At 39.1% G+C, this 14,914-nt stretch carries 12 protein-coding genes; all 12 read left to right on the top strand.

Annotated features, from left to right (window positions below):
- Positions 1–30: 30 nt before the first annotated feature.
- The 12 genes from CD31_RS19665 (at position 31) to glpK (ending at position 14,899) form a co-directional block, all read left to right on the top strand.
- Positions 31–876: an ABC transporter permease gene (locus tag CD31_RS19665; protein ID WP_176408484.1), complete on the top strand. Its 846-nt coding sequence runs from the start codon at positions 31–33 to the stop codon at positions 874–876.
- Positions 873–1,658: an ABC transporter permease gene (locus CD31_RS19660; RefSeq protein ID WP_036080291.1), complete on the top strand. Its 786-nt coding sequence runs from the start codon at positions 873–875 to the stop codon at positions 1,656–1,658. The genes CD31_RS19665 and CD31_RS19660 overlap by 4 nt, the downstream gene beginning before the upstream one ends.
- Positions 1,655–2,656: an ABC transporter ATP-binding protein gene (locus CD31_RS19655; RefSeq protein ID WP_036080288.1), complete on the top strand. Its 1,002-nt coding sequence runs from the start codon at positions 1,655–1,657 to the stop codon at positions 2,654–2,656. Before CD31_RS19660 ends, CD31_RS19655 begins: the two co-directional genes overlap by 4 nt.
- Positions 2,653–3,435: a DeoR/GlpR family DNA-binding transcription regulator gene (locus CD31_RS19650; RefSeq protein WP_016991950.1), complete on the top strand. Its 783-nt coding sequence runs from the start codon at positions 2,653–2,655 to the stop codon at positions 3,433–3,435. The genes CD31_RS19655 and CD31_RS19650 overlap by 4 nt, the downstream gene beginning before the upstream one ends.
- The gene (locus CD31_RS19645) at positions 3,435–4,445 is read left to right on the top strand and encodes a histidinol phosphate phosphatase domain-containing protein (protein WP_036080285.1); all 1,011 of its coding nucleotides are present in this window, start codon (positions 3,435–3,437) and stop codon (positions 4,443–4,445) included. The genes CD31_RS19650 and CD31_RS19645 overlap by 1 nt, the downstream gene beginning before the upstream one ends.
- Before the next feature lie 115 nt (positions 4,446–4,560).
- Positions 4,561–5,829 (top strand): carboxylate--amine ligase, encoded by a 1,269-nt coding sequence (locus CD31_RS19640; protein ID WP_036080282.1) that lies wholly within the window; start codon positions 4,561–4,563, stop codon positions 5,827–5,829.
- A 204-nt stretch (positions 5,830–6,033) separates the two neighbouring features.
- Entirely contained in the window at positions 6,034–7,578 is a 1,545-nt protein-coding gene (gene miaB / locus CD31_RS19635; protein ID WP_036080279.1) for a tRNA (N6-isopentenyl adenosine(37)-C2)-methylthiotransferase MiaB, read from the top strand.
- Complete coding sequence (locus CD31_RS19630; RefSeq protein WP_036080276.1) at positions 7,579–8,016, top strand: YlbF/YmcA family competence regulator; 438 nt, start codon at positions 7,579–7,581, stop codon at positions 8,014–8,016.
- 134 nt (positions 8,017–8,150) lie between these two features.
- Positions 8,151–8,810, top strand: a complete 660-nt coding sequence (gene cotE / locus CD31_RS19625; protein WP_176408483.1) for an outer spore coat protein CotE — start codon at positions 8,151–8,153, stop codon at positions 8,808–8,810.
- Between the two features lie 128 nt (positions 8,811–8,938).
- On the top strand, positions 8,939–11,509 hold the full coding sequence (gene mutS, locus CD31_RS19620; protein ID WP_036080273.1) for a DNA mismatch repair protein MutS: 2,571 nt from the start codon (positions 8,939–8,941) through the stop codon (positions 11,507–11,509).
- Positions 11,510–11,524: 15 nt separating this feature from the next.
- On the top strand, positions 11,525–13,387 hold the full coding sequence (gene mutL, locus CD31_RS19615) for a DNA mismatch repair endonuclease MutL (RefSeq protein WP_016991956.1): 1,863 nt from the start codon (positions 11,525–11,527) through the stop codon (positions 13,385–13,387).
- A gap of 18 nt (positions 13,388–13,405) precedes the next feature.
- Positions 13,406–14,899, top strand: coding sequence for a glycerol kinase GlpK (glpK, locus tag CD31_RS19610; RefSeq protein ID WP_036080270.1), 1,494 nt, complete (start codon positions 13,406–13,408; stop codon positions 14,897–14,899).
- Positions 14,900–14,914: the final 15 nt, after the last annotated feature.

Here is a 14,914-nt window from a genome sequence, read left to right as displayed (position 1 = left end):
CCATAAGCCGCAAGTCATTTATAGAAAGAAGTGAGTGTGTTGATATCGAAGCGGCAATCCATTGCTTGGCTTTCGCCTTTTCTTGTATTACTATTACTGTTTTTCTTAGTACCGCTACTATATATGCTCATTACAAGCTTTCAAAATAGTGAGGGCTTTACATTGAAGCAGTATGAATCGATTTTTACGAACGACTACATTCTCCAAGGTTTTAAAAATAGTATTACATTATCTGTTATCTCGGCTATGATTGCGTTACTTATCACATTGTTCGCGGTTTATGCCATGATGAAGTTTTCAGAGCCAGTACGGGAGAAAATTATAATACTAACGAACTTAACCTCCAATTTTTCAGGTATTCCGCTAGCATTTGCTTTTATCGTTTTACTTGGCAATAGTGGTTTATTTACATTGTTATTTGACAAATGGGATATTGATGTGTTGACGTCCTTTTCACTTTACAGTTGGAGCGGATTGTTACTAATTTATATTTATTTTCAGCTGCCATTATCGCTTATGCTGCTCTACCCCATTTATGATGGGATTCAACAACAGTGGAAGGAGGCAGCAGCCCTTCTAGGGGCATCCAGCTGGCAATTTTGGATGAAAATTGGTATCCCTGTTATGCTGCCAGGAATTGTGGGAACCTTTAGTGTATTGTTTGCCAATGCAATGGGTGCGTATGCCTCTGCTTATGCATTAACAAGCAGTAATTATAATTTAGTGGCGATTCGTATTGGCTCCTTAATAAAAGGTGATATTTTTGCTCAGCCAGAGCTAGCCAGCGCCATTGCAGTAATATTAGCAGTGACAATGGTGACTGCCATGCTTATCAGTGAATGGAGCATCTCTAAAACAAGGAGGAAAGTAAAATGAAAAAGCGTGGTTTGGCTGATTTCTTTTTCCTTCTGCTAGTGGGGTATTTACTATTACCTGTGTTAGCAACAATGCTCTATGCGTTTGCAACAAAATGGAATAAATCGATATTGCCAGAGGGACTTACGCTAAAATGGCTTGCTACATTGTTTCGGGATACCGATTTTATTCAGGCATTTGGTCGTTCAGTACTTTTAGCAGGTGGTGCAGTTAGTATCGCACTCCTCGTCATTGTGCCAGCCATCTTTGTCATTGTCTTGTACTTTCCTAAATATGAAAAGTGGATACAGATGGCAGTGGTGATGGTGTATTCTTTTCCAGGCATTATTTTAGCTGTTGGGCTTATACGCGTTTATAGCAAAATAGGTATACCGATGATATTCGTTGTTTTAGGTGCCTATGTTGTGGGGATTCTTCCTTATATCTATCAAGGTACACGAAATAGTTTAAGAAATATAGATGCGAGACAGCTACTTGATGCGGCACAATTGCTAGGTGCATCGAAAAGGCAGGCATTCACAAAAATTTTACTGCCTACCGTTTATCCGGGCTTATTTGCAGGAGCATTGTTATCCTTCTCAGTCTTATTCGGTGAGTTTGTCTTAATTAATCTTGTTGTCGGTTCTCGCTTTGAAACCGTTCAAATTTATTTAATGAAAAAGCTTAGCACAAGTGGACATATAGCTAGTGCAGTTGTATTCATCTATCTCGTGCTGATGGGTCTTTTAACATTCGTCATTGCAATCGTAACAAAACGATCGAAAGGTGCTACAAATCTATGAGTTATCTTATTATTGAAGGGCTTCATAAAAAATATGGACAAGTATCTGTTTTAACCAATATTCATATGGAAATACAAAAGGGAGAATTTATCACACTATTAGGTCCTAGTGGCTGTGGAAAGAGTACCATTTTGCGGATTGTTGCGGGCTTAACAGATGCATCGGCAGGTAAGATTTCGATTGAAGGAAAAGATATGAATGGCGTACAACCGAAGGATCGTCAAGTAGGTATGGTCTTTCAATCCTATGCACTTTTTCCAAATATGACTGTGCACGAAAATGTTGCTTTTGGTTTGCGTATGCAAAAAGTCAATAAGACAGATATGGAGCAGCGTGTTCATGAAATGCTTGCGCTTGTTCATCTAAGTGAGAAAGCTAATGCTTACCCGAAAGAATTATCTGGAGGTCAACAGCAGCGTGTTGCTCTGGCTCGTGCATTAATTGTCCGTCCTAAAGTATTGCTATTAGATGAACCACTTAGCGCGCTCGATGCTCAAATTCGTAAAAAACTTCAAGCAGATTTACGATCAATTCAAAGAAAATTAAATATGACTATGATTCTAGTTACACATGATCAGGAGGAGGCAATGGCTGTTTCGGATAGAATATTCGTTATGAATAATGGCAGCATTGCCCAAACAGGTACGCCAACGGAAATCTATACGAGACCAAATAATGAATTTATTGCTAACTTCATCGGTCATTATAATGTTTTTCCACGCCAATCTTTAGAAAAAATGCTTGGCAAATCTTTAATAGGTCAATCCACTAAATTTGCCATACGACCTGAAGCACTGCATCTCGATCAACGAGATGGAGACTTGTGTCTCTCTGGAATTGCCAAACAATCATTAATGAGCGGCAATATTATTCGTACTACGTTTGAAGGAGAAATGACGTTTACAATGGAACAACTGCATCAACAAGGGTACTCGATTGAAATGGGAAAATCCTATAAGTGTTATGTCGCACAAGAAGATGTGATTGCGCTATCATGACTTACGCTAAACTGGAAAGATTTGAATTTATTTTAAAACAATTAGATACAGAAGGAAAAATTATTGTTGCTAATATTGCCGATGCCCTTCAGGTGGCACCAGAAACAATTCGCCGAGACTTTGATGAATTAGAGCAACAGCATTTATTATCAAGGGTTCATGGTGGGGCTATTAAATATACGAATGTACGCAATGAACCGGTATTTTTACGCAAGCTACAAATGCACAAGGACGCAAAGAGACAAATTGCTCAGATGGCAGCAAAACGCATTTGCGACGGCGATACTATTGCAGTAGACACAGGTACTACAACAGTACATATAGCCGATTTTTTACTAGCTGTTGAAGATATAACGGTTGTAACGAATTCAATTGCAGCAGCTATTCAATTTAATTTAGCCATAGAAGAACGACGCATGACAGGCAAGGTCATATTACTAGGGGGCACGGCGAATCCAAAACAATCTTCTGTTGCAGGTGCTATGACGTTAGAAATGCTAGATAATATGAATTTTGATAAGGCTTTTCTATCGTGTGGTGGTATGAGTGAGGGCATTGTTTATGATTACGATTTGGATGAATCTCTTATTTCTAAGAAAATGCTCAAGCATAGCAAAGTGAGTTATTTATTAGCCGATGGATCCAAAATTAATGGCAAATCATTTTTTCAAATCTGTCATCTTGATGAATGTACAGAAATTCTTTGCGAAAGCACTTGTCCATTAGAATGGCAGGCTTATGAGGAAAAATGGACGATATGTAATGGAGGGAAGAACTGATGACAATTGATTATCACGTACATTTAGAAGAGGGGCCTTATTCATTTCGCTGGCTAGAGCGTACATCGCAGGCACTGGAGTTTTTTCATTCGGATGATGAAACGGAAAAAGGCTCTAAGCAACAAATGACCTGTCATTTACAGCGGCTAGCACAGCGCGTGAAAAATGGCTGTTATAGTGAGGAATGGTTGGATTTATATCTCGAACAGGCAAAGCAGCTTGGCTTACGTGAGGTGGGGATTGTCGATCACTTATATCGTTTTCAAGAAACACGTGCCTATTTTGAGCGCTATATGAGACTGGATGATAGTGAAATTGGGCAGGTACAGCGCTATTGGCTGGATCGTGTGATGACAGAAAACATAGATGCTTTTGTGGCGTCCATTCAGCAGGCAAAGGAAAAATGGCGTCAGCATGGGATTACGTTGAGACTTGGTATAGAGGCAGATTATTTTGTTGGTGGAGAGGAGGAATTAACAGCTTTACTAGCTGGTTATCCTTGGGATTATGTAATTGGTTCTGTCCATTTTGTCGATGGGTGGGGCTTTGATAATCCGCAAACACAATATCTTTTTGAGCAAATGGATCAACTTTCTTTACAACAAAATTATGAGCGATTTTTTAAAGTAGTTGAGAAAATGATTCTTTCCAATATGTTTGATTTTGTTGCCCATTTAGATAATTTTAAAGTATTTAATTATCAGGTGGAGGATCGTGCGTTTCTTGAAGCTTGGTATAAACGTATTGCAAAGGCACTAACGTCTACTGAAACCGCCACTGAAATCAATGCCGGGCTGTATTATCGTTACCCTGTACAGGAAATGTGCCCGAGCCCTCGTTTTTTACAAACCTTACTTGAACATGGAGTTGCTTTTACTGTATCCTCTGATGCACATTTCCCAGATGATTTAGGTAAATTTACATCTGCTAATACAGAGCTACTAAAGAGTCATGGCGTTCAAGCCGTTGTCTCCTTTGAACAGCGAGTTAAAAAAATGATTACATTATAGGTTGAGTATAGGGCACTACAGCTTCGATATAGTGCCTTTTACTCGTATTACATAACTACAATTTAGCTCGCATACACATGATTAAATTCATCTTTTTAATGTGAGGAGAGTCCAATTGACATCCATAAAAGAACAACCCTTTTTGCCAATTATTATACAATCGGGTCAACATGCCTACGGGGTAGCCCGCTCTTTTTATGCAGCCTATCGCGTGAAAAGTCTTGTCATTGAGCCAGCTAAAAAAGGAAGATCGATGCGCTCACTCTTTTTGGGGGGCTCTCAGGGAATTGCAACGCAAAATAGCGGTATTCTGGATTTTCAATATGTTGAACATTTAGATGACCCAGCCCTATTTGTACAAGCGCTAGTCAGAGTAGCCATGCAGTGCCAGCAAAAGAAATTGATTCTATTAGTGTGTGACTGCTATTATGCTGAGCTTATCATTGAAAATAAAAAGAAGCTTGAAAAGTACTTTATTTTACCTTATATAGATCAGGCTTTACTAAAAATGGTCCAAACTAAGGAAAAGTTTTACCAGCTTTGTGATAAATATCAGTTAAAATACCCCAAAACCATCATCATAACAAAGGAACATCATCCAAATAGAGACCTCCCTATCCAGTATCCCATTATTATTAAACCTTCCAATGCCGTGACCTATACGAACTGTTCCTTTCCTGAAAAGAAAAAAATATATCTAGTGCATGATGCCGAAGAGATGGAGCACATCATTCGCTGTATTTATCGTTCTAGCTATCAAGACACCTTAATCGTTCAAGAATTTATTCCAGGCGATGATTCCTATATACGTGTTCTAGACGTATATGTAGGAAGGGATCGAAAAGTAAAGTTAATGTGTGTAAGCAACAAGCTACTTGAAGATCCATCTCCACAAAACAAAGGCATTTCTTTAGCGGTCATGACCGATTATGATGAACAGCTAATGGAATCCATTCGGTATTTTTTAGAGGACATCGGCTATACAGGCTTTGCTAATTTTGATATGAAATATGACATCAGGGATGGGAAATACAAGCTATTTGAAATGAATTTGCGCGCAGGGGCGTCAAGCTACTATGTGACCGCAAGCGGGTATAATTTAATGCAATATGTGGTGGATGATTATTTATTCCAAGTTCATCATGAACGAACATATGTCCAGACAAAGCATGTATGGTCACTCCTTCCACCAAAAACGTTATTTAAATACATGAAGAATGAAAAATTAAAAATAGAAGCAAAGCAACTAAAGAAAGATGGGCAATACACGGATGCATTACTATATAAAGAAGATATGAATATAAAGCGTTGGATAAAGCTGAAATTGTATCATTCATATTTACAGATAAAATACAGCAAGTATTTTAACAAAAGCAATGGTTAGCATATGTGAAATGAAGGATAGGGCTTTAAAACTTTCAGGATAGAACGCCAGAGCTGATGGATAATTACGCCTATCTTCATATAATTAAGTCGAAACCACGACATTTGAGGCGCAAACCTTGTAGGAAGTATCAACTATTCAGTATAATAATAAAATGGGAATTCAAGTGCATGGATTTCGTTTGAAAGGAGTTACCTGATTGCGATGAATGAGGAACAACGCTTAGCAAATCAACAAGTCAATCAACCCAAAAAAGAAGACAAGCCTGAAAAGGATTATAGTAAATATTTTGAGAGGGTCTTTACAGCTCCTTCCTTAAAAGATGCTAAAAAACGTGGGAAAGAAGATGTCAAGTATCATAAGGATTTTAGCATTGCAGAAGAGTTCGCAGGAATGGGCAAAGATCGCACCTTCTATATTCGAACTTATGGCTGCCAAATGAATGAGCATGACACAGAAGTAATGGCAGGGATTTTTATGCAGCTAGGCTACACACCAACAGAGGTGATTGAAGAGGCTGACGTTGTCTTGCTAAATACATGTGCTATTCGTGAAAATGCAGAAAACAAAGTATTTGGAGAACTTGGTTTCCTGTTGAAATATAAACGAAAAAACCCTGAGATGCTAATAGGGGTATGTGGCTGTATGTCGCAAGAGGAATCTGTGGTTAATAAAATTTTAAGAAGCTATCCACATGTCGATATGGTATTTGGTACACACAATATTCACCGTCTGCCAAACATTTTAAAAGAAGCCTACATGTCGAAAGAAATGGTCATAGAGGTTTGGTCTAAAGAAGGCGATGTCATTGAAAATCTGCCGAAAAAACGTCTTGGTTCCATTAAGGCTTGGGTTAATATTATGTATGGGTGCGATAAGTTCTGTACGTATTGTATTGTTCCGTATACACGTGGTAAAGAGCGTAGTCGCCGACCAGAGGAGATTATTGCTGAAGTTCGTGAGCTAGCGGCAGCGGGCTACAAAGAAATTATGTTGCTGGGCCAAAATGTCAACGCATATGGCAAAGATTTTGAGGATATTAATTATCGTCTTGGAGATTTAATGGATGAATTAAGAAAGATTGATATTCCACGGATCCGTTTTACAACGAGTCATCCACGTGACTTTGACGATCATTTAATCGAAGTTCTTGCAAAACGTGGCAATTTAGTGGAGCACATCCATTTACCAGTACAATCTGGCTCGAATGACGTGCTAAAAATTATGGCGCGTAAATACACACGCGAACATTTCCTCGGTTTAGTGGATAGAATTAAAGCGGCAATTCCTGAAGTAACATTAACAACAGATATTATCGTTGGCTATCCGAATGAAACAGAGGAGCAGTTTGAGGAAACATTGTCCTTGTACCGTGAAGTCGGCTTTGAGGCAGCGTTTACGTATATTTATTCTCCACGTGAAGGCACACCAGCTGCGAAAATGATCGACAATGTACCTGAAGAGGTAAAAAAAGAGCGTCTTCAACGTTTAAATGAAGTGGTGGGCGAATACTCACGCAAAGCATTAGAGCGTTTAAATGGAGAGGTTGTCGAAGTATTAGTTGAAGGAACAAGTAAACGGCGCGACGATGTGCTAGCGGGCTATACGCGGAAAAATCGTTTAGTTAACTTTAAAGCACCAGCAGAAGTAATTGGTCAATTAGTAAAAGTAAAAATAACAGAGACTACATCTTATTCACTTACTGGTGAATTTGTAGAAGTAGTAAAAAATGAAAAGGTGGAAGCGTAAATGACACAAGTCTTATATACAAAAGAAGATTTAATTAAAAAATCACACGAAATTGCACATATGATTGCGAATACGCCAGAGGTTGAATTTTTCAAAAAAGCAGAAGCGCAAATTAATGAAAATCAACATGTACGTGAACGTATTGCAAGTTTAAAAAGCTTACAAAAACAAGCTGTTAATTTCCAACACTTAGGGAAAGAAAAAGCATTAAAAATGATTGAAGATAAAATTGCCAAAATCGAAGAAGAAATTAATGCCATCCCAGTCGTACAACAATTTAAAGAATCACAAGGCGATGTAAATGATTTATTGCAACTTGTTTCGAATACAATCGCAAATAATGTAACAAATGAAATTATTCGTTCAACTGGTGGCGATGTACTTCGTGGTGAAACAGGCTCGTATGTAGAAAACACTCAGCCAGGTAGCTGCTCTTAAAAGATGATAGAAATCAAAGCTCGAATGCTGTCATTCGAGCTTTTTTTACGTCTTCTTCTATTGAAGCTTACAGCGGCTATCTTAGGCCTCTCACAGAAAAGTTTTAAATGATCCATTTCATTCTCTAAAAATATATGTTCACCCAATGGGCGCTACCTGCATATGATGGAGTGAAAAGAGTCGAAGGAGGAATTGCGCTGAAACGTTTACGACAAATCGTGACGAAAGCAGTAGTTGCCAAAGGGAAGAAGAGAACGGAAGAACGTGTGACATTATCACCAACAAATAAACCGACAAGTATTTTAGGATGCTGGGTAATCAATCATACTTGCTCTGCAAAAAAAGTTGGGAAATTTGTAGAAGTAACAGGGAAATTTGATGTCAATGTATGGTATGCCTATAGTAATCATTCGAAAACAGCTGTGTTTTCTGAAACGGTTCACTATAAAGACAAAGTGAAGCTTCACTATCGAGAAGGTGAAATTAGTGTTGGTGATGATGTTCGTGTACGTGTGATACAAGAACCAAATTGTATTGAAGCGATAATCTCTCCATGTGGTACGAAATTTGAAATTGTAGTAGAACGTGAAGTAATTGTTGAAGTAATGGGTGAAACAACAATTTGTATTAGTGTGCATCCACTAGACTATGAAGAAGATTGGAACCTTAGTGATGAAAGTTCATCCTCATCTTCATCCTCATCAAGCTCTAGTTCTAGCTCATCTTCTAGTTCTGAAGGAGAAGGCAGGTATGTGTTAGAGTCTTCATCGTTTCCTGATGAACGTCCAAGATAAGTCTACTAAACATCATTTTTTGATACATGCGAAATGCTAGCATCTTAAAAAAGGTGATTGAAGCGTTTCGCATGTATCTTTTGTTATAATAAATATATCTATAAGGCAAGAGCGAGGTAAATAGTGATATGACAACATATACACCAATGATGCAACAGTATCTACAGGTAAAGGAAGATTACAAAGATGCCTTTTTATTTTTTAGATTAGGTGACTTTTATGAAATGTTTTTTGAGGATGCAATCAATGCCTCACAAATTTTAGAAATTACATTAACAAGCCGAGATGCAGGCGCAAAAGAGCGAATACCAATGTGCGGTGTGCCGCATCATTCGGCTAAAAATTATATTGAAACACTTGTGCAAAAGGGCTATAAAGTGGCTATTTGTGAACAAACAGAAGATCCAAAGCAAGCAAAAGGTGTGGTCAAACGTGAAGTGGTTCAGCTTATCACACCAGGAACAATTATGGAAGGGAAGGCCCTTGATGGTAAATCTAATCATTTTATTGGCGCGGCAGAGCAATTAGATGACACAACATTTGGCTATGCTTATTTAGATTTATCAACAGGTGAGGCAGTAGCGTCTTCTATTGAAGGCGATGGGAAAGCTTTATTAATGCAAATGCAGGCATATGGCATTCGAGAACTGATTGTAACGGATAGTTTGCAGCTATTATTAGCAGAGCATGCCGTCAATGCTGGTATCGTGCTTTCAATTGAAGTGAATGAAATGCCTATGCACAAAGCAGCAGGCTATTTAGAAGCTGTACCACAACCGTTACAAATTGCATGTCTTCGATTGTTAGCATATATTGATCAAACGCAAATGAGATCTTTATCACATATTCAGGCATTCACTTTTAATGAAATGAAAAATTATTTGCGCATTGATTCTAGCTCAAAGCGCAATTTAGAGCTGATTCAATCGATTCGTGGTGGCGATCAAAAAGGTACACTCTTATGGCTATTAGATGACACTGTGACAGCGATGGGTGGGCGAAAATTAAAGCAATGGCTACACCAGCCGCTTGCCACACGTTCAGCAATAGAGGCTAGACTAGCGATTGTGACGGATTTATTGGAAGAATATTTTGTACGAACAGAGCTTCAAGCATCCTTAAAACAGGTATATGATTTAGAGCGTTTGGCTGGTCGTGTTGCTTTTGGTAATGTGGGTGGACGAGATTTAGCCCAATTGCGTGATTCTTTACGCCAAGTGCCAACTATCCAGCAACAGTTAATGGGTTCAAATAAAGAAACGTTACAGCATTTAGGTGCAGACCTTGATACATGTTCAGATGTCGAGGCATTATTAGCAAAAGCGATTACCGATAATCCCCCTATTACCATTAAAGAAGGGGATGTTATCCGTGATGGCTATAATGAACGCTTAGATGAACTTCGCTATGCTGCTCGTAATGGTAAGGATTGGATTGCCCAACTTGAACAAGAAGAGCGTATGAAAACAGGTATTAAAAATTTAAAAATAGGCTATAATCGCATTTTTGGTTACTATATTGAAATTACAAAATCAAATATTCATTTAGCAGATTTAACACGCTATGAGCGCAAACAAACATTGGCGAATGCGGAGCGCTATATTACACAGGAACTAAAAGAAAAAGAAGCATTGATTTTAAATGCTGAAGAAGAAAGCTTAACATTAGAGTACAACCTATTTGTAGAAATTCGTGATGTATTAAAAGCTTATATTCCACGTGTCCAAGCACTGGCAGCAAGCATTAGTGAATTAGATGTTTTACTAAGCTTTGCAAGTGTCTCAGAAAAATATCGATTTACGAAACCGCAATTTCATGGTGGACGTGCCCTAGAAATTATAGAAGGACGTCATCCTGTAGTTGAAAAAATGCTGAATAAGCAAATGTATGTACCAAACGATTGTGTCCTAGAAGAGCAGAACAATATGATGCTTATTACAGGACCGAATATGTCAGGTAAAAGTACTTATATGCGTCAAGTTGCATTAATAGTTGTTATGGCACAGATGGGCTGCTATGTACCCGCTGAAAAAGCGAGATTGCCTATTACCGACCAAATTTTTACTCGGATTGGAGCGGCTGATGATTTAGCGGCAGGGCAATCTACATTTATGGTGGAGATGCTTGAATCGCAACATGCAATTATGCATGCAACAAAAAATAGCTTGATGCTATTTGATGAAATTGGACGTGGAACATCGACATATGATGGTATGAGTTTGGCACAATCAATGATGGAATATATTCATGACAAAATTGGGGCAAATACGTTATTTTCTACGCACTATCATGAATTGACAGCACTTGAAAAGGATTTGCCACGCTTACAAAATGTGCATGTTTCGGCAACCGAAAAAAATGGTACGGTCGTATTCCTGCATAAGGTAAAAAAAGGAGCGGCTGATAAATCCTATGGTATTCATGTGGCACAGCTTGCTCAATTACCTGAGGAAATTTTAGCTAGAGCCCGTGTATTACTTGAGAACTTTGAGGCAGGGAAAGAGGTAGTTGCCGAAACACAGGTGATAGCTGAACAACCAGTGCAGATGTCTTTATTTGCAGAGGAAGAGTCGATTTCTCCATCCGAGGCAAAGGTGCTAAAGAAATTAGAAAAGGTCAATATTCTAGGTACTTCACCGATGCAGGCGATGAATATTTTATATGAGCTACAGCAAGAGCTAGTGAACGCTAAAAAATAAAGGAGTGATACGTTAGTGGGAAACATACAAATTATGGACGAATGGCTATCTAATAAAATCGCAGCAGGAGAGGTAGTAGAAAGGCCAGCTTCTGTTGTCAAAGAGCTTGTGGAAAATGCTATTGATGCTGGAAGTACGTCCATTGATGTTTTTTTACTAGAAGCGGGTCTCACTTCCATTCAAGTAATAGATAATGGTAGCGGTATGGATGAAGAGGATGCACTCATGTCATTCTCTCGTCATGCTACTAGTAAAATTCATCAGGAACATGATTTATTCCGTATCCGGACACTTGGCTTCCGTGGTGAGGCTTTAGCATCCATTGCTTCTGTTTCTAAAATGACATTGATTACATCAAATGGTGAATCTGGCACACATTTAGAGCTTGAAGGTGGACATATCCTCACTCATAAGCCTGGTCCGTTGCGTAAAGGGACTGATTTAACTGTATCACAGCTATTCTTTAATACACCCGCGCGCTTAAAATATATGAAAACCATTCAAACTGAACTTGGGCATACAATAGACCTGATGAATCGCCTCGCACTTGGTAACCCACAAATTGCTTTCAGATTACTGCATAATGGTCAACAATTACTACAAACAAATGGCCGAGGAGATGTACAACAAGTACTTGCTGCTATTTATGGTGTACATAATGCCAAGAAAATGGTGTCTTTCCAAGGCGAGTCACATGATTATCAAATTTCTGGCTTTGTAACCTTGCCAGAGGTAACACGTGCTTCTAAAAATTATATGTCCCTATTTGTAAATGGTCGTTGGGTCAAGCATTATTTAGTACAAAAGGCTATTGTGGATGCCTTCCATACGTATTTACCTATTGAGCGCTACCCGATAGTTGTTCTATTTATAAAAGGTGATCCTTACTTAACAGACGTGAATGTGCATCCTGCAAAACATCAAATTCGTTTAAGTAAAGAGCCTGAGCTTTTGAAGCTAATAGAAGAAACCATTCGTGAAACAATACGCAACATTATTCGAGTCCCGCAAATGGAAAAGAAAGAAAAAATCGTTAAACCAGCTACTGAGCAATTAAACATTTGGAAGCCTGCTCCCAAGATGGATGTGGAGAAAATGAATGCCATCGTAGAAAAATTATATGATGTCCAAACCATTCAAGAAAATAATTGTGAGCAGATAGTTGAACCTAAGCCTATTTCTACTGTTCGAGAGGAAAGTTGGCAGCCTACACCTCAAATGGAGGCTGAAATAAAAGATGAAGTAACTATAGTGGCACATTCCGAAGTATTGGAAGAGGCGCCTACAAAGGAACCCTTTCCTGAACTCGAAGTAGTAGGGCAAATCCATGGCACATACATTGTCGCGCAGATGGAGGATGGTTTTTATTTAATTGATCAGCATGCTGCACAGGAACGTATTAAATACGAATTTTTCCGTGAAAAAGTCGGTCAAGTCAATCCTCATGAACGTCAGGCATTATTGTTACCATTAACATTCCATTATGCAGCCGATGAGGCATTGATCTTACGAGAACACAGGCATGAATTAGAAGCTGTAGGCGTATTTTTAGAGGAATTTGGACAGTCATCTTTTGTTGTGCGTGAACACCCGAGTTGGTTCCCACAAGGGGAGGAACAGGAAATCATTGAGGATTTAATTGAACAGGTGCTGACAACTAAAAAGGCTGATATCAAAAAGCTACGTGAGGCAGCAGCGATTATGATGAGCTGTAAAAAATCGATCAAAGCCAATCATTATTTAACAAAAGAGCAAATGGAAACATTGCTACGAGATTTACGCAATGCAGATAATCCATTTACATGCCCACACGGACGTCCAGTGCTTATTCACTTTACTTCGTATGAAGTGGAAAAAATGTTTAAACGGGTTATGTAAGGGAGAGGGGGAAAATGGATGGGCGAATTTATTTTAGCGATTGATCAAGGAACGACAAGTTCAAGAGCCATTTTATTTAATAAAAAAGGTCAAATTGTTCATGTAGCACAAAAGGAATTTCAACAAATTTTTCCAAAGGCTGGCTGGGTAGAGCATAATGCAAATGAAATATGGGGATCTATCTTGTCCGTAATTGCGGCTGTATTAACCGAAAGTGGCTATGAAGCAAGTGAGGTTCATGCGATCGGCATTACCAATCAGCGCGAAACAACAGTGGTGTGGGATAAACACACAGGTCAGCCGATTTACAATGCGATTGTCTGGCAATCACGTCAAACACAGGACATAGTGAATGCATTAAAAGAACAAGGACATGAAGAACGTTTCCAGCAAAAGACAGGGCTACGCTTAGATGCCTATTTTTCAGCGACTAAAATTAAATGGATCTTAGATAATGTTGAAGGTGCGCGTGAAAAGGCAGACAATGGCGATTTATTATTTGGGACGATTGACTCATGGATTGTTTGGCGATTATCAAAGGGAAAGGCCCATGTGACCGATTACTCAAATGCAGCTCGAACAATGCTCTACAATATTCATGAATTGCAGTGGGATAAGGAACTTTGCGAGCTTTTAGCTATTCCGATGTCCATGCTTCCAGAAGTGAGAAATTCATCAGAAATATACACAGAAACGGCTCCAAGTATATTTTTTGGAGAAAAAATTCCGATAGCTGGTATTGCGGGTGATCAGCAAGCCGCACTTTTTGGACAAACTTGTTTTACCAAAGGAATGGCGAAAAACACGTATGGCACTGGCTGCTTTATGCTTTTAAATACAGGACAGCAGGCAGTGACATCTGAAAATGGTTTACTAACGACCATTGCGTGGGGAATAGATGGGACAGTGACCTATGCATTGGAGGGTAGTGTGTTTGTAGCAGGATCAGCTATCCAATGGCTACGCGATGGACTACGGATGATTCGTACAGCAGAGGATTCAGAAACCTATGCTAGAAAAGTAGACAATACGGATGGCGTCTATGTTGTCCCTGCCTTTGTTGGACTCGGTACACCTTACTGGGATACAGATGCACGTGGCGCCATTTTTGGGTTAACACGAGGAACGTCAAAAGAACATTTTATTCGAGCAACACTAGAATCATTAGCCTATCAAACGAAAGATGTACTAGATGCAATGGAAGAAGCAGCAGGTACTCCGATTGAAGTACTCCGTGTAGATGGTGGAGCTGTCAAAAATCAATTTTTAATGCAGTTCCAAAGTGATGTTTTACAGCTACAAGTAGAACTAGCAAAATTGAATGAGTCGACAGCCCTCGGTGCAGCCTATTTAGCAGGACTGGCGACAAGCTTTTGGCCAAACCAAGAGGCTTTATCCTCATTATGGGTGAGTGGGCAAACCTACCAACCTCACATGGATGAAGTGCAAGCCATGGCTCTGTATACAGGCTGGCAGAAGGCTGTTGAGGCAACACGAATTTTTAAATCATAGCTATTGGGGGAGAAA

It is taken from the genome of Lysinibacillus boronitolerans JCM 21713 = 10a = NBRC 103108 (assembly GCF_000772935.1).
Taxonomy (GTDB): Bacteria; Bacillota; Bacilli; order Bacillales_A; family Planococcaceae; genus Lysinibacillus; species Lysinibacillus boronitolerans.
The sequence above is the reverse complement of the archived record's forward strand: the minus strand, read 5'-3'. Positions and strand labels throughout refer to the sequence as shown.

Coding starts and splice junctions, on each gene's coding strand:
- CD31_RS19660 (WP_036080291.1), top strand. CDS start 873: ATGAAAAAGCGTGGTTTGGCTGATTTCTTTTTCCTTCTGCTAGTGGGG.
- CD31_RS19655 (WP_036080288.1), top strand. CDS start 1,655: ATGAGTTATCTTATTATTGAAGGGCTTCATAAAAAATATGGACAAGTA.
- CD31_RS19650 (WP_016991950.1), top strand. CDS start 2,653: ATGACTTACGCTAAACTGGAAAGATTTGAATTTATTTTAAAACAATTA.
- CD31_RS19645 (WP_036080285.1), top strand. CDS start 3,435: ATGACAATTGATTATCACGTACATTTAGAAGAGGGGCCTTATTCATTT.
- miaB (WP_036080279.1), top strand. CDS start 6,034: ATGAATGAGGAACAACGCTTAGCAAATCAACAAGTCAATCAACCCAAA.
- CD31_RS19630 (WP_036080276.1), top strand. CDS start 7,579: ATGACACAAGTCTTATATACAAAAGAAGATTTAATTAAAAAATCACAC.
- cotE (WP_176408483.1), top strand. CDS start 8,151: ATGTTCACCCAATGGGCGCTACCTGCATATGATGGAGTGAAAAGAGTC.
- mutS (WP_036080273.1), top strand. CDS start 8,939: ATGACAACATATACACCAATGATGCAACAGTATCTACAGGTAAAGGAA.
- glpK (WP_036080270.1), top strand. CDS start 13,406: ATGGGCGAATTTATTTTAGCGATTGATCAAGGAACGACAAGTTCAAGA.